General features: G+C 64.2%; 23 protein-coding genes. 8 read left to right on the top strand and 15 right to left on the bottom strand.

The features are described 5' to 3' along the window. Nucleotides 1-205: 205 nt before the first annotated feature. A complete protein-coding gene (locus ACTXG5_RS09240; RefSeq protein ID WP_445163377.1) occupies nucleotides 206-1,780 on the top strand; it encodes an LCP family protein in 1,575 nt (524 codons plus the stop codon). Nucleotides 1,781-1,786: 6 nt separating this feature from the next. On the opposite strand, the gene ACTXG5_RS09235 is transcribed toward ACTXG5_RS09240, so the two are convergent. The 3 genes from ACTXG5_RS09235 to ACTXG5_RS09225 all read right to left on the bottom strand — a co-directional run bounded on the left by ACTXG5_RS09235 (nucleotide 1,787) and on the right by ACTXG5_RS09225 (nucleotide 4,496). Beyond that, the gene (locus ACTXG5_RS09235) at nucleotides 1,787-2,578 is read right to left on the bottom strand and encodes an SDR family NAD(P)-dependent oxidoreductase (protein WP_445163376.1); all 792 of its coding nucleotides are present in this window, start codon (nucleotides 2,576-2,578) and stop codon (nucleotides 1,787-1,789) included. Next, entirely contained in the window at nucleotides 2,575-3,429 is an 855-nt protein-coding gene (locus tag ACTXG5_RS09230; protein ID WP_445163375.1) for an SDR family oxidoreductase, read from the bottom strand. Before ACTXG5_RS09230 ends, ACTXG5_RS09235 begins: the two co-directional genes overlap by 4 nt. A 131-nt stretch (nucleotides 3,430-3,560) precedes the next feature. Continuing rightward, entirely contained in the window at nucleotides 3,561-4,496 is a 936-nt protein-coding gene (locus tag ACTXG5_RS09225; RefSeq protein WP_445163374.1) for an enoyl-CoA hydratase, read from the bottom strand. A gap of 214 nt (nucleotides 4,497-4,710) precedes the next feature. Between ACTXG5_RS09225 and ACTXG5_RS09220 the strand changes: the two genes are divergently transcribed. From ACTXG5_RS09220 to ACTXG5_RS09210, 3 genes are all read left to right on the top strand, one after another. Beyond that, the gene (locus ACTXG5_RS09220) at nucleotides 4,711-4,875 is read left to right on the top strand and encodes a hypothetical protein (RefSeq protein WP_313861148.1); all 165 of its coding nucleotides are present in this window, start codon (nucleotides 4,711-4,713) and stop codon (nucleotides 4,873-4,875) included. Then, entirely contained in the window at nucleotides 4,876-6,357 is a 1,482-nt protein-coding gene (locus ACTXG5_RS09215) for an alpha,alpha-trehalose-phosphate synthase (UDP-forming) (RefSeq protein WP_445163373.1), read from the top strand. Nucleotides 6,358-6,424: 67 nt separating this feature from the next. Continuing rightward, nucleotides 6,425-7,003 (top strand): hypothetical protein, encoded by a 579-nt coding sequence (locus tag ACTXG5_RS09210; protein ID WP_445163372.1) that lies wholly within the window; start codon nucleotides 6,425-6,427, stop codon nucleotides 7,001-7,003. Nucleotides 7,004-7,028: 25 nt separating this feature from the next. Here ACTXG5_RS09210 and ACTXG5_RS09205 read toward each other — a convergent pair whose 3' ends face one another. The 12 genes from ACTXG5_RS09205 to ACTXG5_RS09150 form a co-directional block, all read right to left on the bottom strand. Continuing rightward, nucleotides 7,029-7,520, bottom strand: a complete 492-nt coding sequence (locus tag ACTXG5_RS09205; protein ID WP_445163371.1) for a mammalian cell entry protein — start codon at nucleotides 7,518-7,520, stop codon at nucleotides 7,029-7,031. Beyond that, complete coding sequence (locus ACTXG5_RS09200) at nucleotides 7,520-8,227, bottom strand: mammalian cell entry protein (protein ID WP_445163370.1); 708 nt, start codon at nucleotides 8,225-8,227, stop codon at nucleotides 7,520-7,522. The genes ACTXG5_RS09205 and ACTXG5_RS09200 overlap by 1 nt, the downstream gene beginning before the upstream one ends. After that, a complete protein-coding gene (locus tag ACTXG5_RS09195) occupies nucleotides 8,227-9,882 on the bottom strand; it encodes a virulence factor Mce family protein (RefSeq protein WP_445163369.1) in 1,656 nt (551 codons plus the stop codon). Before ACTXG5_RS09195 ends, ACTXG5_RS09200 begins: the two co-directional genes overlap by 1 nt. A gap of 12 nt (nucleotides 9,883-9,894) precedes the next feature. Further along, nucleotides 9,895-11,052 carry a virulence factor Mce family protein gene (locus ACTXG5_RS09190; protein WP_445163368.1) on the bottom strand — a complete coding sequence of 386 codons (1,158 nt, stop codon included), beginning with the start codon at nucleotides 11,050-11,052 and terminating at the stop codon, nucleotides 9,895-9,897. Then, nucleotides 11,049-12,485, bottom strand: a complete 1,437-nt coding sequence (locus ACTXG5_RS09185; protein WP_445163367.1) for a virulence factor Mce family protein — start codon at nucleotides 12,483-12,485, stop codon at nucleotides 11,049-11,051. The genes ACTXG5_RS09190 and ACTXG5_RS09185 overlap by 4 nt, the downstream gene beginning before the upstream one ends. Before the next feature lie 12 nt (nucleotides 12,486-12,497). Further along, nucleotides 12,498-13,562: a virulence factor Mce family protein gene (locus ACTXG5_RS09180; protein ID WP_445163366.1), complete on the bottom strand. Its 1,065-nt coding sequence runs from the start codon at nucleotides 13,560-13,562 to the stop codon at nucleotides 12,498-12,500. After that, nucleotides 13,552-14,604, bottom strand: a complete 1,053-nt coding sequence (locus ACTXG5_RS09175; RefSeq protein WP_445163365.1) for an MCE family protein — start codon at nucleotides 14,602-14,604, stop codon at nucleotides 13,552-13,554. The genes ACTXG5_RS09180 and ACTXG5_RS09175 overlap by 11 nt, the downstream gene beginning before the upstream one ends. Beyond that, on the bottom strand, nucleotides 14,604-15,806 hold the full coding sequence (locus ACTXG5_RS09170) for an MCE family protein (RefSeq protein WP_445163364.1): 1,203 nt from the start codon (nucleotides 15,804-15,806) through the stop codon (nucleotides 14,604-14,606). The genes ACTXG5_RS09175 and ACTXG5_RS09170 overlap by 1 nt, the downstream gene beginning before the upstream one ends. A gap of 17 nt (nucleotides 15,807-15,823) precedes the next feature. Next, complete coding sequence (locus tag ACTXG5_RS09165; protein WP_445163363.1) at nucleotides 15,824-16,666, bottom strand: MlaE family ABC transporter permease; 843 nt, start codon at nucleotides 16,664-16,666, stop codon at nucleotides 15,824-15,826. 7 nt (nucleotides 16,667-16,673) lie between these two features. Then, the gene (locus ACTXG5_RS09160; RefSeq protein WP_445163362.1) at nucleotides 16,674-17,438 is read right to left on the bottom strand and encodes an MlaE family ABC transporter permease; all 765 of its coding nucleotides are present in this window, start codon (nucleotides 17,436-17,438) and stop codon (nucleotides 16,674-16,676) included. A 237-nt stretch (nucleotides 17,439-17,675) separates the two neighbouring features. Further along, nucleotides 17,676-18,590 carry a 3-oxoacyl-ACP reductase gene (locus ACTXG5_RS09155; RefSeq protein WP_445163361.1) on the bottom strand — a complete coding sequence of 305 codons (915 nt, stop codon included), beginning with the start codon at nucleotides 18,588-18,590 and terminating at the stop codon, nucleotides 17,676-17,678. Between the two features lie 35 nt (nucleotides 18,591-18,625). Beyond that, the gene (locus ACTXG5_RS09150) at nucleotides 18,626-18,817 is read right to left on the bottom strand and encodes a ferredoxin (protein WP_445163360.1); all 192 of its coding nucleotides are present in this window, start codon (nucleotides 18,815-18,817) and stop codon (nucleotides 18,626-18,628) included. Between the two features lie 190 nt (nucleotides 18,818-19,007). On the opposite strand from ACTXG5_RS09150, the gene ACTXG5_RS09145 reads away from it, so the two are divergent. Genes ACTXG5_RS09145 through ACTXG5_RS09130 form a run of 4 tightly spaced genes read left to right on the top strand, consistent with a single transcriptional unit; the run spans nucleotide 19,008 to nucleotide 23,546 of the window. Then, a complete protein-coding gene (locus tag ACTXG5_RS09145) occupies nucleotides 19,008-20,186 on the top strand; it encodes an acyl-CoA dehydrogenase (RefSeq protein WP_313860539.1) in 1,179 nt (392 codons plus the stop codon). Between the two features lie 31 nt (nucleotides 20,187-20,217). Then, entirely contained in the window at nucleotides 20,218-21,315 is a 1,098-nt protein-coding gene (locus ACTXG5_RS09140; RefSeq protein WP_445163359.1) for an acyl-CoA dehydrogenase family protein, read from the top strand. A 4-nt stretch (nucleotides 21,316-21,319) separates the two neighbouring features. Beyond that, nucleotides 21,320-22,828, top strand: a complete 1,509-nt coding sequence (fadD17, locus tag ACTXG5_RS09135; protein WP_445163358.1) for a long-chain-fatty-acid--CoA ligase FadD17 — start codon at nucleotides 21,320-21,322, stop codon at nucleotides 22,826-22,828. A 4-nt stretch (nucleotides 22,829-22,832) separates the two neighbouring features. Continuing rightward, nucleotides 22,833-23,546, top strand: coding sequence for a hypothetical protein (locus ACTXG5_RS09130; RefSeq protein ID WP_445163357.1), 714 nt, complete (start codon nucleotides 22,833-22,835; stop codon nucleotides 23,544-23,546). The last annotated feature ends 49 nt before the right edge of the window (nucleotides 23,547-23,595 follow it).

Below are 23,595 nucleotides of genomic sequence, written 5' to 3'. Positions count from 1 at the left end.
AAAACATGCTGGTAGCGGGAAGATTGTCGTCGGCGAGTCCCCCGAATCTTGAGGGTGAGAACGGCCACAGTCACTCGTTCGGGGCGGTCTTGATTGGGGGCTTCACAGCAAGCTACCGCATACTTGACCTCATGTTTTTCGCGTCACCACCGCAAACTGCTGTTGCGGTATCGAGTGGTGCGCGGGTCAAGGGTCGAGGTCTCTGATGGCCCGCTCCGGCGGGGCGCATCACCGTCATCGAGCGGTTCGCCAATCGTCGCCTCTGCGCCGCGGGGTGACGCGCGCCTTCATGACGCTGGTGTCCACGGCGGCGGTGCTGATGACCGGTGCGGGTTATTACGTGGCACACGGGGCGTTGGGCGGCATCACCGTCTCGCAAGCCCTGAGCCCCGACGACCCGCGATCCAGCGGCGACAACATGAACATCCTGCTGATCGGCCTGGACTCCCGCAAAGACCAGGATGGCAACGACCTACCCAATTCGATCCTGAAGCAGTTGCACGCGGGCGATTCCGATGATGGCGGCTACAACACCAACACGCTGATACTCGTGCACGTCGGGGCCGACAACAAAGTGGTCGCCTTCTCGATCCCCCGCGACGACTGGGTGCCGTTCACCGGTGTCCCGGGATACAACCACATCAAGATCAAAGAGGCCTACGGCCTCACCAAGCAGTACGTCGCCCAAAAGCTGGCCAACCAGGGTACGAGCCAGAAAGAAATGGAGACGAAGGGCCGCGAAGCCGCCCGGGCAGCGACGCTGCGCGCGGTGCGAAGCCTGACCGGCGTTCCGATCGACTATTTCGCCGAGGTCAACCTGGCGGGTTTTTACGATCTGGCGCAGAGCTTGGGCGGGGTCAACGTGTGCCTCAACCACGCCGTCTCCGACTCTTACTCCGGCGCCGATTTCCCCGCCGGGCCGCAGCGGTTGGATGCCTCGGAGGCGCTGGCGTTTGTCCGGCAACGTCATGGCCTGGACAACGGCGACCTGGACCGTACCCACCGGCAGCAGGCCTTCATTTCGTCCGTCATGCGGGAACTGCAGGATTCGGGCACCTTCACCAACCTGGACAAGATGAAGAGCCTGATGGCGGTGGCGCGCAAAGACGTTGTGCTGTCGGCCGGTTGGGATGAGGACATGTTCCGCCGGATCGGTGAAATCGCCGGCAGCGCGGCGGCAAACCAGGTCGAATTCCGGACGCTGCCGGTGGTCCGCTACGACAACATCAACGGGCAAGACGTCAACATCATCGACCAGGCCGCGATCAAGGCCGAGGTGGCGTCGGCGATCGGCGTCGACTCCTCGACAAGCTCGTCGCCCACGACAGCCGCCAAACCCAATCCGTCCACTGCCGTCGACGTGGTCAACGCCGGCAGCATGAGCGGTCTCGCCAGCCAGGTGTCGCGCGCGCTGAAAAAGTACGGCTACACCTCGGTTCAAGCCCGCGACCGCAACTGGTTTGATCCGAACTCCACGACCATCCAGTACGGCGCGGGCGCGGAATCCGACGCCCAGAACATCGCTGGCCTGCTCGGCATGGATACACCCAAACAACCCGATTCCAGTCTGCAGCCCGGACACATCCGCGTGACCGTCGACACCAACTACTCGATGCCGACGATCGACGCATCCATGGAGGATTCCTTGACGTCTTCGTCGTCCACCACCACGACGTCAAGCAAAAGCAGCAGTGGCTATTCCGGCTACGGCACCAGCACCTATCCGACGCCCGATCAAGGCAAGCCGATCGACGGCGGCGGGGTGCCGTGCGTTAACTAGCCACGCTCAGGCGTGGGTGCCGCCATCCATGCGAATTTCAGTGCCCGTGATCCAGGCTCCATCTTCGGACACGAGCATGGCGATGACGCCGGCGACCGCGTTGGGTTCGGCCATCCCCGCCCCGCTGGATTCCGTCGTGGTCGGCAGGATCGGCATCAGCCGGGGAAACAGCGACCAGTCCGCATCTTTCGGGAGGTATCCGCCGGTGGCATCGGTGATCCCGGACTTGATGCTGCCCGGCGCGACACACGCCGCGCGCAGGCCGTCCTTCGCATATTCCAGCGCCAACGAATGGGTGAAGGCCTGGATTCCACCCTTGCTCGCGGCGTAGGCGGCCATGTACGGGTGGGCGAAGGACGCCGACGTGGAGCTGAAGTTCACGATTGCGCTGCGCGAATTCGCGAGTAATGCCGGCAGCGCTTCCCGAACCACCAGAAAAGTACCGGTGAGGTTGACGCTGATGATCTGATTCCACTGGTCCAGGGTGGTCTGTTGGGTGTGCCAGGCGCGCAAGATGCCTGCCGCATTGACCAGCGAATCCAGACCGCCGAGCTTCTCGACCGCCAAGGACACCCCGTCGATCACCGAACTCTCGTTACCGACATCGATCGGTGCGGTGGTGAGCCGCTGCGCCGTGGCGGCCTCGCCGGCGCGGGCCGCAGTGTCGCTCAGTCCGTCGGCCGAGATGTCGGCGGCCACAACGCTGGCGCCCTCACTCAGCAATCGCAACGTGGTCGCCTGGCCGATCCCCGACGCGGCACCCGTCACCAAAATCCGATGGCCGTCAAGTCTTTTCATGCTGTCGCCACCACTCCGCGTAGCGCGTCGGCGCCGAACATCTGCTCCATCATTGAGGAGTAGTCCGGGCCGCGGCGCAAGATGTGGCCGCCGTCGACGTTGATGCACTGGCCGGTGATCCAGTTCGCCGCGTCGCTGAGCAAGAACATGGCCAGGTTGGCGACGTCCTCGACCTCACCCACCCGGGGCAGCGGCGTGCACAGCGCGTAGTCGGCGCTGATCTCGGGCGACTGAATGACGCTCGCGTCAACAAGATCGGTGCGAATCAGACCGGGGCGAATGCTGTTGGCCCGCACCCACGACGGCCCGAGCTCGTCGGCGGCCAGCATCATCATGTGGTCGATGGCCGACTTGGTGACGCCGTAGGGCCCGAACCAACGGTGGGTGTTGCTGGCCGCGATCGACGAGATCCCAACGAACGAACCACCGCCGCCGCGCACCAACTCCCGTGCGACGTGCTTGAGCACGTACATGGTGCCGTTGACATTGAGGTCGACGGTATGTCGCCATGCCTCGGAGTCGGTGTGGGTGATCGGTCCCACGGTCAGCGAACCGCCGGCGCAGTGCACCGCGCCGTGCAGCCGACCGTGCCATGCCGTCGCGGCGTCGACCGCACGGGCGACCTCGTCCTCGTTGGTGACGTCGGTGGGCTCGTAGCGGATCGCGCCGCCTTTGCCGGCACTGCCGGCCAGCGCTTGGACCTCCTCGACGGCGCCGGCCAGACGGTCGGGGTTGCGGCCGACGATCATGACGGAGGCCCCGGCCGCGACGAGCCCGGCGGCCACACCCTTGCCGATTCCACTGCCGCCGCCGGTGATCAAATACGTCCGGTCTTCGAAAGATAGCTGCACGCGAGGCCCTCTCAAACTGGAACAGGTTCTAGATATAGAACCATGTGACCCCCGCCACGATTATTGCCGCCCCATTGACCTTGCTCGGAGGTGGGCGGGTCGACGATCGCTTCTGACGCGTGCGGCCGGTGCTACGGCGTATCGCGGTGAGCCACCTTGGTCGGCTTCGCGTTGCGCCAGTCCTCGACGTGCGGCGGCTGGCCGACCGGCCACCTGTTCTCGTTGAACGCGGCCCAGTGCGCATGCCCCAACAGATGAATGTGGAACGCATGCCGTAGCGCTTCCGTGTAACCCATCGCGTCGGAGGCGGCGTTCACCGAATCCTTGATCAGCAGCGACGCCATCGTCGGCCGCTCGGCGATGCGCCGCGCGAATTCGAGTGTCTTTTCCTCTAATTCGTCGACCGGGAAAACCTTGGACACCATGCCCAGCCGGTACGCCTCGTCGGCGTCCACCGAATCACCGGTCAACAACAGCTCTTTGGCCTTACGCGGCCCGAATTCCCAAGGGTGGGCGTAATATTCGACGCCCGGCATACCCAGTCGGACCGCGACCACATCGCTGAACTTCGCGTTGTCGGCCGCGACGATCAGATCGCACGCCCAGATCAACATCAGGCCGGCCGAGATCGCGTTGCCCTGCACCTGGGCGATCGTGATCTTGCGCAGATCACGCCAGCGGCAAGTATTTTCGAAGAAGTAGTGCCACTCCTGGTGATACAGCTTCTCCATGATCGGCTCGAGCGTCGCACCGCGCGAGCGGAAACTCGGATGCTGCCCCGGTCCGGGCGCCCGCTCCGCCAGTGCCTGCTCGGAGCCCAGGTCGTGGCCGGCGGAGAAGTTCTTGCCCCGGGCCGCCAGAATCACCACGCGCACGGTGTCGTCGGCCTCGGCCCGGCCGAACGCCTCGTCAAGCTGAACCAGCAATCCGCGATTCTGTGCGTTGTGGGCGTCGGGCCGGTTAAGCCAAATCCGCGCGATGCGGCCCTCGTCGAGGGTTTCGTAGGCCACCAACTCGTTGGCGCTGGCGTTGGCCGCCGCGGCGTCGGCTTGCTCGGACACTGTCATTCCGCCTACCTCGTTCGTCGTTGAATCCGCCTTGTTTACACATTACGGCGACTCTGTAAGCGGGTCCGAGTTGGGTTGCGCCGGCCGAATTACGGCCGATCGAGTTCGGCCGCCAGGAGCGCGGCAGCAGATTTAAGCAGGCCCAGCGACCGGACCGCGGGCCGCCCGCCCGAGATGGCTGCGGGCGAATAGCGGCGTCGCATAGAGTTATGTCATGCCTACGAAATCTGATCCTGGCGAAATCGGCGATGTCGCCCCGCTGGCTGACAGCACCGCAAGCCAGGCCAGGCGCGTTGTCGCCGCATACGCGACCGATGCTGACGAGTGCCGCGTTTTCTTGTCCATGCTTGGTATTGGACCGGCGAAACTCGACGCATAAATGGCTCCCAGGGGACGCCAGCCCTCGAAGACTTCGCACTTCGGGAATTCCGACTTCGTGGTGGTTGCCAATCGGCTGCCGGTTGATCTGGAGCGGCTGCCCGACGGCACCACAACGTGGAAGCGCAGCCCAGGGGGGTTGGTCACAGCCTTAGAGCCGTTGCTGCGCCGTCGCCGCGGGGCTTGGGTCGGCTGGCCGGGCGCTGTCGACGAGGAGATTGACGTCGATGACGAGCCCATCGCCGAAGATGACCTGCACCTTTACCCGGTGCGCCTGTCCGCCGACGACGTCGCCCAATACTACGAGGGGTTCTCCAACGCCACGCTGTGGCCGCTGTACCACGACGTCATCGTCAAGCCGATCTACCACCGCGAATGGTGGGACCGCTACGTCGACGTCAACCAACGCTTTGCCGAAGCCACCTCCCGCGCTGCCGCTCGCGGCGCCACGGTGTGGGTCCAGGACTACCAATTGCAGCTGGTCCCACAAATGCTGCGCACGTTGCGGCCGGACCTGACGATCGGGTTCTTCCTGCACATCCCGTTCCCACCGGTCGAGCTGTTCATGCAGTTGCCGTGGCGCACAGAGATCATCGAAGGCCTCCTCGGTGCCGACGTGGTCGGATTCCATCTGGTCGGCGGTGCACAGAACTTCCTGTATCTGTCCCGGCAACTGCTCGGCGCCAATACCTCGCGCGGGACGGTCGGCGTGCGGTCGCGGTTCGGCGAGGTGCAGCTGGAATCCCGCACCGTTCGAGTGGGCGCCTTTCCCATCTCCATCGACTCCGGCGCGCTCGACCAGTCGGCCCGGCATCGCGACGTCCGGCGCCACGCGAAAGAGATCCGCGCGGAGTTGGGCAACCCGCGCAAGATCTTGCTCGGCGTCGACCGGCTCGACTACACCAAGGGCATCGACGTGCGGTTGAAGGCCTTCTCGGAGCTGCTCGCCGAGGGTCGTGTCAAACGCGACGACACGGTGCTGGTCCAGCTGGCCACACCGAGCCGCGAACGTGTGGAGAGCTACCAGATTCTGCGCAACGACATCGAACGCGAGGTCGGACACATCAACGGCGAATATGCCGAAGTGGGTCATCCCGTGGTGCATTACATCCATCGCGCGGTTCCTCGCGACGAACTGATCGCGTTCTTTGTGGCCAGCGACGTCATGCTGGTCACCCCGCTGCGGGACGGGATGAACCTGGTGGCCAAGGAGTACGTCGCGTGCCGCAGTGATCTCGGCGGTGCGCTTGTTCTGTCCGAATTCACCGGCGCCGCAACCGAACTGCGGCAAGCCTACCTAGTCAACCCGCACGACCTCGAAGGGGTCAAGGACACGATCGAGGCGGCACTGAACCAGTCGGTCGACGAAGGTCGGCGCCGGATGCGGGCGCTGCGTCGCCAGGTGCTCGCTCATGACGTGGACCGCTGGGCGCGATCGTTTCTTGATGCGTTGGCCGAGGCACATCCACCGGGCACCAGCTAGCTTGGCCAACCCGTGGTGTTGACGCCGAATCGCTGTGATACTCGATGCAGGGTGAAGGGAGCAACACGTGAATCTCCGTCGCGGGCTGGCCGCTGGTGCCGGCATCTGCTCGGCTGTTGCCCTCGGAATCGCACTGGAGTCGGGTGAACCGGCGGGTGCGGTCGCACCGCCGCCGGACGGCAACTACTCGTTCATCCAGGCCGGCGTGTCCGGGGTGACCTGGGCGGTCAGCGCGCTGTGCGATCAAGTCAACGGAAGCCGCTACTACAAGGACTATTCCAACCCGGACATTCAGGCCGACTTTTGTGTCCTGAACATAGTCAGCTCGACCGACGAACGGATCAGCCGCCAGGACAAGCTGCAGAACTACAGCGGACGGGCCCGACTGGTGAGCGGACGGTGGGCGTTCCAGGTGGGCGTGGCCGACGGGGTTTCCTGCCCGGGGGGCGGCACCGGGCCGTCGACGGAAAACTACGCGTTCGACGACGGGTCGCTCACCGGCACGCACACCAGTTTGCACGGCGCCGTATGTGGCTTGCAGCCGTCGATGACAAAGCAACCGTTCTCCCTGCAGCTGAACGGACCGCCGCCCAGCCCGATCCAGCGGTATCCGTTGCAGTGCAACGACATTGCGATCTGCTACTGAGACGTCGGACGCAAGGAACGCTTACCTAGATCGGCGTGATGTAAGCGATCAGCCATTTGTTGCCGATCCTCTTGAAGTCCACCCGTAACCGGCTGCCGTCATAAAGCGGCTGGCGCGACTTATCGGTCACGGTGCGGTTCAGGTAAACCATCACCGACGCCGACTCGCGCTTCGCGGACATGACCCCGACGCCAACCACGTTGGCCTGGACAACCACCTCGCGCTTCTTCGCCTCCGGGATGATCTGCGTGTTGGCGCTTTTCTGGAACTCCTGGCGGTAGTCGGGCGTCAGCAGCGGATAGGCCGCGGCGAGGCTGCGTTCGACGGTCTGATAGTCGTAGGCGAAGACCTCCGGAATCTCCTTGGCGGCCAACTGAGGCAACAACGCCCGCGCCGCCTGCTCGCCACGAGTCTGCACCCGATCCCAGTAGAACCAGCCGGCCGCAGCGGACAACCCGACAATGCCCGCGACCAACAGGTAACCCGTGACGACCAGCAGCCACCGCCGCCACCGCATCAGTTACCCCCGTCCGGATATTTCAGGTCGTATCCGGTCATCTGTCCCCGCTCGTCCTCGTGCACGATGACCCGCAGCCGATATGGCATGGACGGCTTGTGGACGCCGTCGATGTCGGCCACCGTGACACGCACCGACACCAGTACGGAGGCGTTATCGGTAACTGTGTCAATGCCCTCGAGAGCGGCACCGTTGATCACCGCTTCCGATGTCGCATTGGTGGTGCGGAATAGAGCCTTCAGGTTCTCAATGTTGTTGTTGGCGCCTAGCATTCCGCGCAGTGGGCCGCTGGTGCCGTTATAGAAACGGTTCACGCTGTCATCGATGTTGTCCTGCTTGTAGCTGAACATGTTGACCACTGTCTGCGTGGCCGTGTCGACGAAGTGCTGATCGCGGGATTGTTGTGCTTGGGCGTGCTGGTGCTGCAAGACCAGGATGGTCAGGCAACCGGTCAGCGCGCCGATTGCCAACAGCGCGGCGGCGAACGAAATCCAGCCGACCATGACCCGGTTCGGGCGGCGCCGTGGTGGCGGCTTGACCGCCTTGAGGGTTTTGACGCGTTTCGCCGACGGCTTCGGCTCGGTCGGAACGTCGACCGCAACCGTGGTGGCCGGGCTCGGCTCGCTCGTCGCCGGTCCGGCCGCGCGCGATGCCCGGCGACGAACACGCTGTGTCGTGGATTGTTCGCCACTAACTGCAGAAGCCACTACATCGGCCTCGGATCAAGCATGAGGTCCACCCAATTCTCGGCGCTGGAGGTGTTGGCGCCGGCCGCGAAAGTACCAGTGCCGCCTGCCGGATCCCTGAAGGCTCCGGTGGTTTGGTCATAGGTGGTGTAGGCCGGGCCGCTGGCCTGCGGTGGCGCGCCGGCCGGCGGTGGCGGCAGCCACTTCGGATACGGGATCTGGGGCGGCACCGGCGGGACTCCCGGCGGCATCCATGACGGGTTGCCCGGCGGCGGCCCGCTGTCGTTGGGTGGCGGCGGATCGAACGCCGGCTGACGCGGCACCGGTCCGGGACCGGGCACTACACCGGGCGGGGGAGGCCCCGCGATGGGAACGCCCGGATCGGGATCAGCGCCCGGCGGGATATACGGAAACTTGTTGGGCGGCAGCGTGTTCAGCCCATTTGTTTCCGGCGTATTGTATGGCACCGGCGGACCACGCCAGGGGTTGCGGCCAATCGGCACGTAACCCTTCGGGTCACGACACAGCTGAACCGACGGTGCCCGTTTGCCGGGGAACTCCTGGCACGGATAATTGCGGGCACCTCGCACGGTACTGGGATCGTTCTGAGCGACCTTGCAGTACAAGTCCCTCGGCAGCTCGCGCACCGTCTCGTCGGCAGGCGTGCGCATCAGCGGCGGGGGCAAGAAACCAACGGCGCACGGCGGCGGGTCGTTGAGGTCGAGCTTGAAGTCCAGCTTGGCGCCTTCGTCTTGTGGCGCGCCACCCGCGGCAGTGGAGATCGCGGCGAACAACGCCGGCAAGACCACCAACAGCTGCTCGATCGACTTGTGGTAGATCACGCCCACTCGGCCCAGGTTCGCCAGGCTGGCCGCCAGCGCTGGAAACGAGGGCCGGATGCCGGAGAAGGCGGTGCTGGCCTCGTCGGCCGCGCCCGGAGCGATGTCCAACGTCGAACGAAGCTGCGGATCAGCCTGATGCACCTCGGAGGTGAACCGCGCCAACCCGTCGGCGAGTGACTTGATGTCAGCGCCGGCGCGAATCTGGGACTGCAGGAACGGACCCGCCTGGTCGATCAGCTGTGAGACTTGCGGGTAATTGGTGTTGGCCTCGTCCACCAGTAGCCGCGCGGACTCGATCAGCCGGGCCAGCTCGGGACCGGAACCGTTGGCCGCGATGAACGTCTCATGGAGCAGCTCTTTCAACCGGGTGTCGCCGAGACTGTTGACCAGCGTCTCCGCCCGCTTCAGCAAGTCGGCGACGTCTTGGCCGATCCGGGTATTAGCCCGATCGATCCGAGACCCGTCGTGCAACTTGGTCGATGTTGAGTTGTTCGGCGGCACCAGGTCGATGTATTGCTCACCGACCGCCGACACGCTCTTCACGGTGGCGGTGACGTTCGACGGAATGGGAGTCCCGCTGTTCAGCCGCATTCCGGCGGTAACGCCGTTCGGATTCAAGCTCACCGACTCCACTCGGCCGACGGCGACGCCACGGTAGGTGACGTTGCCGTTCTTGTACAAACCGCCGCCGGCGACGAAGTCGGCGGTCACGGTGTAGGTCCCGATGCCGAACGTGGCGGGCAGCCGCAGGTAGTAGATCGACATGATGATCAGCGTGATGGCGGTGATCACCCCGAATATGCCGAGCTGAATCTTGGTCAGTCTGTCTATCATCTGCGCCGCCCCTTATTGCCCGGACGCCGTGCCGGGCGGAATCTTGAACGGGTCGGCCGCCTGTCCGGACAGGTTGGCCAATTCGCCGGTCAAGAAGTCGGGCGGGTTGAGAATCTCACTCATGTGCATCATGTTCGGATCAAGTGCATACGAGGTGGTGAAGAACGTCTCACCGAGTCGGCGCAGGGTGAGGTCGAAGGTGGTGAACACGTTGAGGTAGTCACCGCGCACGGCCTGTTTGATACCGAAATTCGGGAACGGGAACGTCAGCAACAGCTGCAGCGAGGTGACGAAATTCTTCCGGTTGTCGTTGAGCGCCTTGACGACCGAATACAGGCCCTTGAGGTCTTCGGCGAAGTCCACCTTGGTCTTTGAGAGCACGTTCGAGGTCACCGTCGCCAACTTCTTCAACGCAGCGAACGCGTCGACGATGTGGTCGCGGTTCTTGTTGAGGACGCGAAGTGCTTCAGGCAGGGTGTCCAGTGCCCGGCCCAGGTTGTCCTTGTCGCGCGCCAGACTCGCAGAGAACCGGTTCAGGCCGTCGACCGCGTTGATGATGTCGCCGACCTGTCGATTGAGTCCCGCAGTCAGCTCAGACAATCTGGGAAGCAAGTCGACGAACTGGTGTTGCCTGCCCGCGAAGGCCTGGTAGGTCTCATCGGTAATCTCCCCCAACGCACCGAGATTGCCCTTGTTGACCACCACACCGAGGGCGGAAAACACCTCTTCTGTGGTGGGAAAGCGCCCCGTGTTGGCCTCGGAGATCTTCGACCCGTTAACCAGCCTGCCGGTCGCCGGCTTGTCCTTGGGAGGAGCCAAATCGATGTGCATCGAACCCAGCAGCGACGTCTGGGCGACCGTTGCGGTCGCGTTGGCCGGCAACACCACGCCTTTTTCCAACGCCAACTTCACTGCGGCATAAAAGGATCCGTCAGAGCGCTGCTCAGCTGAAATGCCGGCGACACTGCCGACAGTCACATCATCGACCATGACGGGTGAGTTCTGTGGCAGCGTCGCCACGTCGGGCATTTCGACGGTGATCGAATACGCGCCACTGCCATGTCCGGCGGTACCGGGCATCGACACGGAGTTCAACCCGCCGAACTGACAACCAGCAAGCAGCACACTACCTGCCGCCAATGCGCCGCCGCGCAACCAGATTCGGCTCATCCGCCACCGCCCGGACCATTTTGCAGCCCCGCGGAAGGGCCCTGCGGCGGACCCGGCAGGGGACCGAACGCCGATCCGGGGCCGGGACCCGGGGCAGGCGCGGGGCCTCCAGCCGGCGATCCCGGTGCAGGCACAGCCTGCGGTGCGGTCGGGACAAGTAGGGCCTGCAGGTCCGCGGGATTCTGGGTGGCCGGCGCTGGCACACCGTTGGCCGGTATCCAGGTCAGCTGCGGAATCGGCGTCTGCGCCTTGGCTTGGGTGGCCGGGGTGTCGTAGATGATCTGACCCTTGTACGCCGTGATCGTGTTGAGTGGGTGGAACATGATCGGCGGGTAATTCACCGCCAGCCGGCGCAGCACCGGCCCCAGCCGCTCACGACAGAGCTCGGCGCGCCGGTAGTAGTCGGGTGCACGTGGGCCGCCGGCGGTTTCGAAGGAACCACCGCAGATGAATTGCACAGGGTTGGCGAATTCAGGTATCGACAACAGGCCGTTCAGCGTGCCCTGCGCCGGGTCATAGATGTTGTAGAAGTTGGCGATACCGGGGCCAGCGACGTGCAGTACCTGCTCGATGTTGTCGCTTTGGTCGCTCAGCGTCTTGGCGAAGTCGTTGAGCTGGTTGACGGTATCGACCAACGTCGAGTTGTTTTCATGCAGGAACCCTCGGATGTCCGTGAGCGCCTTGTTGAGGGTGCCCAGTGTGCCGTCGAGATGCCGCGAGCTGTCGGCCAGCACCTGCGATACCGACGCGACGTTTCCGGCGAACTGCACGATCTGTTCGTTACTCGCCGACAGTGCGTTGACCAGAACCTGCAGGTTCTTGACCGTACCGAAGATGTCACCGCGCGAATCCCCCAGTCGCCCAGCAACTTGCGACAACTCACGCAACGCGTTGTGGAACGACTCGCCCTTGCCGTCGAACGTGTCCGCGGCCTGGTTGATCGCCGCGCCCAATGCGCCCTGCATCGATCCGGTCGCCGGACCCAGCTGGACGGCCAGTTGGGTCAGTGCTTCTTTTACCTCATCCCATTCCACCGGAACCGCGGTACGGGCCAGATCGATGCTGCCGCCGTCCGGCAGCACCGCTCCGCCACTGTATGTCGGCGTGAGCTGAATGAAACGGGCCGACACCAGGTTTGGCGACATGATGACGGCCTTGGCGTCCTTCGGGATCTTCACGTCGCTGGACACCGACATGGTGATTTTGACGTCGGAAGGCCGCGGCTCGATCGAGTCGATCGTGCCGACGGGGACCCCCAGGATGCGGACCTGATCTCCGGGGTACAGCCCGACAGCAGACGTGAAGTAGCCGATGACTTTTCGGCCGCCGCCGTTGGACGAGGACAGCGCGTACACACCACCGATCAGCACCGCGACCAGCGCGATGATGGTGACGTTACGCAGCCCCGGGCCGCCGAAAGTCCGCTTAATCATCGAGATTCCGCATCATGGTGACTTCGGCCTGATGATCCAGCGTTCCTGGATCAACCCGCGCAGGTAGTCGGAAAGGCTGGCCGGCAGCTTGCCCGGTTGGTAGAAGAAGTCGAACATCGCCGCAAGCAACGGCGCCGGTATCACGCCGTAGACGTTGACATTGAATCCGGGTCCGGAACCAACAACCTCGCCGAGCTCGGTCGCATAGGTGGGCAGCCGTTTGAGTGCCTCGGTGATGTAGTCGCGGCGCTCATTGAGATTGCTCAGTACATCGTTGAGCTTGCTCAGTGCGGGGCCGAACTCCTTGCGATTGTCGGCGACGAAGCCGGAGATCTGTGTGGAGACATCGTCGATGCCCCCGATCAGCTGGCTCAGCGCGGCGCGGCGCTCGTCGAGCGCAGCGAACAACTCGTTCCCGTCGTCGACCAACTTGTTCACCTGGTTGGCGCGATCAGACAGCACCGATGTCACCGACTTCGCATGGGCCAGAAGGCTTTGCAGTGCCTCATCACGCCGGTTCAGAGTGCGCGACAGCGACGTCACTCCGTCCAGCGCGCCGCGCAGCTCCGGGGTGGCATCGTGCAGCGTGTCGGTGAGGACGTTCAAGGCTTGTTCGAACTGCGGCTTGTCCAGATTGTTCGCGTTTTGACCCAGATCCTCGAGCGCGCCGGCCAGCGTGTACGGCGTGGTCGTGCGGCTGAGCGGAATGGTGGTCGCCTTGCCGTGACCCGCCGGAGACACCGCAATGGAGCGCTCGCCGAGGATGGTGTCGGTGCGGATCGCGGCCAACGACTGGTCACCGACCGCGACGTGCCGATCCACGGAGAAGGTCACCTTGGCACTGTCTCCGGCCAGGCCGACGGACTGCACTTTGCCGACCTTGAAGCCCGACACGTACACGGAGTTGCCGGGCGAGATGCCGCCGGCGTCGGTGAAGTACGCGTCGTACGTCTTTCCCTGTGGGTAGAACGGCAAACCGGAGTAGCCGAAGGCGATCAGCACGACGCAGACGACTAGCACCACACCGAAGACCCCGGTGCGCAGCGGGTCGCGTTCGCGCTTGGGATTACTTGACAAAAGCGCACCTCCCTTGGCTGGGATCCACCTGGCCGCCGAGGGGCAAGAGGATGTCGCCGCCGGCCGGTCCGTTGATCTTGATCGTCACCGAGCAGAAGTAGATGTTGAAGAACGACCCGTAGGCACCGAGTGCGGCCAGGCGCAGATAGTCCTCGCCCAGCTGCTCGACGTCGTTGTTCACCTCGGCCTTACGGTTATCCAGCTCGGTGGCCAGCGGCCGAGTGTTCTCCAGGATGCCCTGCAGCGGCCGGCGTGAATTCTTCAGCAGCTCTGTGAGATCCGCCGTTGTCGACGCCAGCGGCGGAATGGCTCCCGCGATCGAGTCCTTGTTCTTGGCCAGCCCGCTGATCAATTGCTGCAGCTGGTCGACGCTGGCCGAGAATTGCGCGCTGCGTTGGTCGATGGTGCCCAGCACCGTGTTCAGGTTGGTGATCGTGTCACCGATGAGCTGGTCGCGCTGGCCCAGCGCCGTCGAGAACGCGCTGGTGTCGGCCAGCACGTTCGACAACGCTCCACCCTGGCCCTGCAATAACTCGATGACCGCGCTGCTGATCGTGTTGACCTTGTCGGCGTCCAAGCCCTTGAGCACGGGCCGTAGTCCGCCCAGTAACGCATCCAGATCCAGTGCGGGCTGGGTATGTTGGGCGTTGATCGTCCCGCCCGGCGCCAGCTTGCGCAGCTCGCCTGGTCCCGACGTGATCTCCAGGAACCGATCACCGACCAGGTTTTCGTAGCGGATGACCGCGCGGGTCGACGAGTACAGCGTGTAGCGGCTGTCGATTCCGAACGCCACGTCGACGCTGTTGTCCGAGTTGAGTTTGATACCGGACACCGCGCCGACCGGCACCCCGGAGATGCGGACCTTTTGGCCGGACTTTAACCGAGACGCGTTGATAAACGTTGCGTGGTAAGTACTTTCAGGCCCGAACCGAAAGTCGCCGAAGACCACCACGAGGCCCGCGGCCACCAGCAGCATCGCCACCGCGAAGATGCTGACCTTGATCACCATCGACCGGTGCGACGGCAACTCCGAGCTGGCCATCAGAAGTCGTCCCGTTCCGCGAAAGAGCCGTGGAACAAGAACTGCAACGTCGACGGCGCGTCAAACTGCAGTTCGGTGAACGGCTCGTACGGGATGTTGGCGTTATCGGTGACCAGGAATGGCGAGCGGAAAAACGACCCGCCCGTCTGCTTGGTCGGGATGTCGGGCAATCCTCGGCAGTTCGGTCCGCCGGAGGCGTTGACCTGCGGCAGGGACTCCGGATACGTGTACGCCGGCGAGCCCAAGACGAAGCTCGACGACGTGAACAGGCCCGCTTTGCGGACACCGAGCAACGGGGCAAACTCCTTGATGCCACGCTCGATTCCCGCGAACAAGCAGCCGAATTCCGGTGAGTAATCGGCGGCCACCTTGACCGGGGCCCGCAGCCTGTTGATGGCGTCGATGAGGTCCTGCTCGGCCGGCGCCAACGTCTCATAGGCGTTGTTGGAGAGGCCGATCGTGGCCAACAGCGTGTCGTTGAGGTTTTTCTGCTCGTCCACGACGGTTTTGCTGATGGTCGGCAGGTTGTCGAAGATCGTGTTCAGGTCCGGGGCGGCATCGGCGTAGATGTTGGTCACGACCGCGGTCTTGCGGAAATCCTCCTGCAGGGCGGGCAGCTTCGGATTCGCCTGTCGCGTCAGGGTATTCAGCCCTGAGAACAGAGCGCCCAGGTCGTCGCCATGACCCCGCAGGCCTTCGGACAGCGCACTCAACGTGCCGTTCAATTCGACCGGATCGACCTTGTGCAGCAGATCCATCAGCGATTGAAACAGGGTATTGACTTCCAGCTGCACCGCTGAGGCCTCAACGTGCGCATCCGGACGCAGCGACGTCGGCGACGGTGTCTGGGGCGGAAGGAATTCCACCGACTTCGCGCCGAAGATCGTGTTGCCCGCGATATGCACCGCCGCGTTGGAGGGGATGTAGTGCATGGCATCGCTGTTGATCGCCAGCGTCAGCCGCGCCTGATCGCGGCTGTAGCTGATGTCGGTGACCTTGCCGATCTGGATGCCGCGGAACTTGACCTTGGCGCCCAAGTCCATCACCAGCCCGGCCCGCGGCGACGACACGGTAACCGTGTCGGTGGAGGTGAAAGCCGCTGTGTAGGACAGGTAAGTCAACACGGAAAACGCCACCAACAAACTGGCCAGCAGCGCCGCTGCCAGCCGGACTGTTGAACGTCGTGCTCCGCCCTCTGCCATGTTTTTAAGCGATCCCCTTACCCAGAGAGGTTGAAGTTACCGGATGCGCCGTAGACCGCCAGCGAGATGAACAAAGTAATGACGACCACGACGATCAGCGAGGTCCGCACGGCCTGACCGACGGCGATGCCCACGCCGACCGGCCCGCCGCTGGTGTTGTAACCGTAATAGGTATGGACCAGCATCACCGCGACGGACATCACGATGGCCTGCAGGAACGACCAAAGTAGGTCCGACGGGATGAGGAAGGTATTGAAGTAGTGGTCGTAGAGGCCAGCCGACTGCCCGTTGATGAACACCGTGGTGAAGCGGGCCGCGAAAAACGCGGCGAGCACCGACAGCGAATACAACGGAATGATCGCGACCAGGCCGGCGATCAGCCGCGTCGACACCAGGTAGGACACCGAGTGCACCGCCATGCATTCCACGGCGTCGATTTCCTCGGACACCCGCATGGCACCCAACTGGGCGGTGGCACCGGCACCGATCGTCGCCGCCAGCGCGATGCCGGCAATGACCGGCGCGACGACGCGCACATTCAGGAATGCCGACAGGAAGCCGGTCAAAGCCTCGATACCGATGTTGCCCAGTGACGAGTAACCCTGGACGGCGATGACCCCACCGGAGGCCAGCGTCAGGAACGCCGCAACGCCGACCGTGCCCCCGATCATGACGAGCGCTCCTGCGCCCAGCGTCATCTCGGCAATGAGCCGGATCGTCTCCTTGCGATATCGGGTAAGCGCGTTGGGGACGTAGCGAATGGTCTGGCCGTAGAACAGTGCCTGCTCGCCGAAGTCGTCAATCGGGCCTTGGAGTCTTGCCGCGATATTGCGGAACCGGTAGGTGACGTCGTAACTCATCGCGTCGTCACTTCGTCGAGAACCGTACGCCGATGGCGGTCATCACCACGTTGATGACGAACAGACAGATGAACGCGTAGACGACTGTTTCGTTGACCGCGTTGCCGACGCCCTTGGGCCCACCCTTGACGGTGAGGCCGCGGTAACACCCCACGAGCCCGGCCATCACGCCGAACAGCAGCGCCTTGACTTCCGCAAGCATCAACTCGCGCAGTCCGGTCAATACGGTCAACCCGTTGATGAATGCACCCGGGTTGACGCCCTGAAGAAAGACGGAGAACACGTAGCCGCCGGACAAGCCGATGGCGCACACCAAACCGTTGAGCAGCAGTGCCACAACGGTCGACGCCAGAACGCGGGGTACCACCAGCCGGTGGATCGGGTCGATGCCGAGCACCCGCATCGCGTCGATTTCTTCGCGGATGGTGCGCGCACCAAGGTCGGCGCAGATCGCGGTGGCGCCTGCCCCCGCGACGACGAGCACCGTCACCACCGGGCCCAGCTGGGTGATAGTGCCGAACGCCGTTCCGGCACCGGACAAGTCAGCCGCGCCGATTTCGCGCAGCAAAATGTTGAGGGTGAATGCCACCAGAACGGTGAAGGGGATGGACACCAGAAGCGTCGGAACCAAGGACACGCGTGCGATCATCCATGTCTGATCCAGGAACTCGCGGAATTGAAACGGCCTCCGGAAAGCTGCACGGGCCGTATCGATCATCATTTCGAAAAACCCACCGACAGCACGGGCCGGAACCGCAAGTTGTTGAAGCAAACTCGGTACCCCCCTTGCTGCTCACGGCGAAGCCCAGTGCGTCGCCTTTGCGTTGCCTTCGGTCGCACCCGGCTCCGTGTGAGCCGGATCATATTAACTCAGAAGAAGTTCACCGTGTCAATGAACAGGTTATCTCTATCTAAAGCGCTAATTGTCCTGGTCAGCGCCCTTGCGGTATTGCCAATCTGACACACGTTCTACTGGCTGATTCCCCTCCCGAGAAGCCGTTTTATGCCGCTATTGTTCCATTAAAGCGGACGCGGAAAAGTTGCGTTCCGGATCGCGACCAGCAAAGTAGTTCTGCAACGTGCTGCTGAGTTGAGTCGACTCCCACGCGGCGCCGTCCGCGGTGAACTTGTGCTCGGCGGTCGGGGCTGAGACCAATGTCACCTGAGGACCGTAAACGATGAACACCTGGCCGTTGACCTCTGCGGCTGCCGGAGACGACAGGAACTGCACCAGGTTCACAACGTGTTCGGGCGACAGCGGGTCGACGCCGCCTTCCTCTATATCTGGCGCGCTGCCGAACACGTCGGCCGTCATCGCGGTGCGCGCGCGGGGGCAGATCGCGTTGGCACACACGCCGTAGCGACCCAGCGCTCGAGCGGCCGTCAGGGTGAGCGAGATGATGCCCGCCTTGGCGGCGCCGTAGTTGGCCTGCCCCACCGGGCCCACCAGCCCGGCTTCGGACGCCGTGTTGACGATCCGGCCGAAGATCGATCCCCCGGCGTCTTTGGCCTTACTGCGCCAGTAGGTCGCGGCGTTGCGGGTGAGCAGGAAGTGCCCGCGCAGATGTACGGCGATGACCTGGTCCCACTCCTCGTCGGACATGTTGAACAGCATCCGGTCGCGGGTGATGCCGGCATTGTTCACCACGATGTTCAGGCCGCCGAGCCCGTCGGCGCAGGACACCAGTTCGTCGGCGGTGGCCCGCTCGCTGATGTCGCCGGTGACCGCCACCGCTTTGGCGCCGAGGGCCCCGATCTCATCGATGACGTCCGAGGCGTCGAGCGCGGCGGCGATGTCGTTGACGACGACGGTGGCGCCGCGGCGGGCCAGTCCGAGGGCCTCGGCGCGCCCAAGTCCTGCGGCCGCGCCGGTCACCACCGCGACCTTTCCGGATAGATCGGACGCGTTCGTGCTGCTAGTCAATTTATGAATACCTCTAGTTTCGGGGACCCTCGCCGCTAGTCTTCGCGCAGCAACGCCGCGCGCGGGCACTCGGCGATCGCCTGCTCGGCGAGATCTTCTTGGTCGGACGGAATCGGATCGATCTTCACGACGGCATAGTCTTCATCGTCCAGGTCGAAGATATCCGGAGCGATTCCCAAGCACACCGCGTTGCCTTCGCACCGGTCACGATCGACAATCACCCGCACAACATCCTCCTCGAAGCCGGCCCTGGATTTGGCCCCATGTCCCATCAGAATGTAGCTCCACCATAGGGCCCCGGTACGTCTGAGGAAACGGTCGCTGGATTCCCAGACTAGAACGTGTTACAACCGGGAAGGCGAACGGGTAGCCGTTGGTCGAGTTACAGCGTGCCACGTTAACCAAAGGACGGCCGGAATGCGCATCAGTTACACCCCGGAACAGGAGGAGCTGCGTCGCGAGCTGCGGTCGTACTTCACCACGCTCATGACCCCCGAGCGGCGGGCAGCACTGACCTCGACCCAGGGCGAGGTCGGGACCGGCAACGCGTATCGCGACACCGTCGCGCAGATGGGCAAGGACGGGTGGCTCACCCTGAATTGGCCCAAGGAGTACGGCGGCCAGGACCGCTCCCCGATGGACTCGCTGATCTTCACCGACGAGGCCGCGCTCGCCGGCGTGCCGGTGCCGTTCCTCACGATCAACAGCGTGGCGCCGACCATCATGGCCTTCGGCACCGACGAGCAGAAGAAGTTCTTCCTGCCCAAGATCGCGGCGGGCGAACTGCACTTCTCCATCGGCTACTCCGAGCCCAGCGCCGGCACCGACCTGGCGAACCTACGCACCACCGCGGTCCGCGACGGTGACGACTACGTCATCAATGGCCAAAAGATGTGGACCAGCTTGATCGCGTACGCGGACTGGGTCTGGCTGGCGGTGCGCACCAACCCGGAAGCCAAGAAGCACCGCGGCATTTCGATGCTGGCCGTGCCGACCACCGCGGAGGGTTTCTCCTGGACGCCGGTGCATACCATGGCCGGTGTGGACACCAGCGCCACCTATTACTCCGACGTGCGAGTCCCGGTGACCAACCTGATCGGCGAGGAGAACGGCGGCTGGAAGCTGGTGACTAACCAGCTCAACCACGAGCGGGTTGCCCTGGTGTCGGCGCAACCGATCTTCCTGGCCTTGCGCGAGGTTCGCGAGTGGGCGCAGAACACCAAGGACTCCAGCGGTGCCCGGCTGATCGACTCGGAGTGGGTACAGCTGAACCTGGCGCGGGTGCATGCGAAGGTCGAGGTTCTCAAGCTGATCAACTGGGAACTGGCGTCGGCGGCAAGTGAGGCCCTGTCGCCCGCGGATGCGTCGGCGGCCAAGGTGTTCGGCACCGAGCTGGCCACCGAGGCCTACCGGCTGCTGATGGAGGTGTTGGGTACGGCGGCGACGGTGCGCCAGGATTCGCCGGGCGCATTGCTGCGCGGCCGGGTCGAGCGGATGCACCGGGCCTGCCTGATCCTGACCTTCGGCGGCGGCACCAACGAAGTGCAGCGCGACATCATCGGCATGGTCGCGCTGGGCCTGCCCCGGAACCGCTGAGCATCTCTCTTATCTCAAAGGACGAACATCCATGGATTTCACGACAACCGAAGCGGCACACGACCTCGGCGGCCTGGTCGATACGATCGTGGACTCGGTGTGCACGCCGGAGCATCAACGGGAACTCGACGGGCTCGAGCAACGGTTCGACCGCGACCTGTGGCGCAAGCTCGTCGATGCTGACATCCTCACCAGCGCATCGGCTTCCGCACTGGGCGGCGACGGTTTCGGTGCCCTCGAACAGGTCGCGATCTTAGTTGCGCTGGGCCATCAGCTTGCCGCCGTGCCGTATCTGGAGTCGGTGATGTTGGGTGCCGGAGTGCTGGCCCGGTTCGGTTCCGAGGAACTGCAGCAGGGCTGGGGCGTACCGGCGGTCAACGGCGAGAAGATCCTGACGGTCGCCCTCGACGGCGAGATGGGTGAGGGGCCCGTACAGGCCGCCCGCGCCGGTGACGGCTATCGGCTGACCGGAACCCGCACCCAGGTCGGCTTCGGCCCGGTGGCATACGCTTTCCTGGTTCCTGCCGAAACCGATTCCGGCACAGCAGTTTTCCTGGTTGCCGCCGATGATCCTGGTGTCAAACTGACCGCGCTGGGAACCACCGGCTTGGGCAGCATCGGGCACCTGGCGCTGGACGGTGTTGCGGTCGACGACGCGCGCCGGGTCGGCGGAATCGAAGTCGCCGCCTGGCTCGGCACGCTCGGCACCTTGGGACGCACCGCGTATCAACTCGGGGTGCTCGATCGAGGGTTGCGGATGACTGCCGAATACGCCCGCGAGCGTGAGCAATTCGACCGTCCGATCGGTAGTTTCCAGGCGGTGTCGCAGCGGCTGGCCGATGGCTACATCGACGTCAAGGGGTTGCGGCTGACGCTCACCCAGGCAGCCTGGAAGGTCTCCGAGGACATTGCTGCCGAAATCGACGTAGCCAGTGCGGCATTCTGGGCCGCTGATGCCGGGCATCGGGTCGCGCACACCATCGTGCACGTGCACGGCGGCGTCGGCGTCGACACCGACCACCCGGCGCACCGCTACTTCCTGGCCGCCAAGGAGATCGAGTTCGCGCTGGGCGGTGCCACCGGGCAGCTCCGCCGGATCGGTCGTGAGCTGGCGGAAACCCCTGCCTAGCTTCGTGCTTCCTCCGGACCCCACCGTCACCAAACTGCTGGGGCCATTGGCTGAGATCGACGACCGGGGCGTCTACTTCGAGGATTCGTTCACCAGTTGGCGCGATCACCTGCAACACGGCGCCGCGATTGCGGCGGCGCTGCGCGAGCGTCTCGACCCGAGCCGGCCACCGCACGTCGGCGTGCTGCTGGAAAACACCCCGTTCTTTTCGGCGATGTTGGTGGCGGCCGGGCTGTCAGGAATCGTGCCGGTCGGCCTCAACCCGGTGCGCCGCGGCGAGGCGCTGGCCCGCGACATCGACCGGGCCGACTGCCAGCTGGTACTGGCCGACGCGAAATCGGCTGCGACACTGGACGATATCGACCACCTGAATGTCGATTCCGCGCAATGGGCAGGTGAAGTCGACGCACATCGCGACGCCGAGCTGCGTTTCCAGCACGCGTCGGCCGAAGACCTTTTCATGCTGATCTTCACGTCGGGCACCAGCGGTGAGCCGAAGGCGGTGAAGTGCAGCCACGGCAAGGTCGCGACCGCCGGAACGACGATGGCACAGCGGTTCGACCTCGGTAGCGACGACGTCTGCTACGTGTCGATGCCGTTGTTTCACTCCAACGCGGTTCTGGTCGGCTGGGCCGTGGCAGCGGCGTGCCAAGGCTCATTGGCGTTGCGGCGTAAGTTCTCAGCATCGAACTTCCTGGTGGATGTGCGCCGTTACCGCGCCACCTACGCCAACTACGTGGGCAAGCCACTGTCCTATGTGCTGGCCACGCCGGAACAACCCGACGACGCGGACAACCCGTTACGGGCGGTGTACGGCAACGAGGGTGTGCCCGCCGACATCGAACGTTTTGGGCGCAGATTCGGGTGCGCCGTCCAGGACGGGTTCGGGTCGACCGAAGGCGGGGTCGCGATCGCCCGCACCCCCGATACATCGCCCGGCGCCTTGGGGCCGCTGACTGAAGGGCTCGAGATCGTCGACCCCGATACCGGCAAACCCTGCCCGGTGGGAGTGGTCGGCGAGCTGGTGAATACCGCCGGGCCAGGCCGTTTCGAGGGGTACTACAACGACGCGGCCGCCGAAGCCGAGCGAATGGCGGGCGGGGTCTACCACAGCGGCGATCTCGCCTATCGAGATGAGGCCGGGTACGCGTACTTCGCCGGGCGACTTGGCGATTGGATGCGGGTCGACGGCGAGAATCTTGGCGCCGCCCCGATCGAGCGGGTGTTGCTGCGATACCCCGACGCGGCCGAGGTTGCGGTGTATCCGATCCCCGATCCTGTGGTCGGCGACCAGGTGATGGCCGCGTTGGTGGTGACGCCGGGCACGGAGTTCGATACCGAGAAATTTCGGGCCTTCCTGGCCGAGCAGCCCGACCTGGGGGCCAAACAATGGCCGTCGTACGTCAGGATCAGCGCGGAACTCCCGCGGACGGTGACATTCAAGGTGCTCAAGCGGCAGTTGGCGGCCGAAGGTGTCGACTGCGATGATCGGGTATGGCCGATACCCCGGTAACTCGATGACGTCCCGACCCCTTGAGCTAGCGCTGGAAGCAAGCTTTGAACAGCTTTCCGACCTGGTACCGGCCAACATTGGTGTTGCGATAGCCCGTCCGGACCGCACCTATTCGCTGGGCCGGTGGTGGTCTGGCGTCGCCTGGTCGACGATCAAAGTGCCCCTGGCGATCGCGGCACTGCGCAGCGATTGGCTCAGCGCCCGCGAACTGGTCGCCAAGGCCATCACCGAATCCGACAATCACGCGTCCGAGCAGTTGTGGTCACTGCTGGGCGAGCCGGCGGACGCGGCACGCAAGGTGCAGGGCGTCGTGGCTGAAGGTGGCGACACCGCCACGGTGGTCGAATCGCGCCGGCTTCGTCGTGGCTACACCGCATTTGGCCAAACGGAGTGGACTTTGCAGCGGCAAGCGCGGTTTGCCGCGGAGTTGTCTTTAGTCCCCGGCGCGGCGGACGTGATCGAGCTCATGCACGATCTCACTCCCGATCATCGATGGGGGCTGGCCACCAATGGCTCTGCGGCAAAAGGCGGTTGGGGGCCGGGAGTAAACGGCGAGTACCTGGTCCGGCAATTCGGAATCTTGCCCACTCCTTCGGGGCAGTGGGGCGTCGCAGTGGCGGCCGAAGTTCGCGATGGCGGCTTCGAAAGCGGAGTCGAGGTCGTCAACACGGTGGTGGACTGGCTCATCAGCCGGGTTCCGGTGCTGGCCCGCTATTGATCGGGGCCGATTCGGTACGGGTTTCGGCACGCGTTGACAACGACCGATG

This window comes from Mycobacterium sp. Dal123C01 (assembly GCF_052566995.1).
This window is presented reverse-complemented; position numbering and strand designations above follow the sequence as displayed.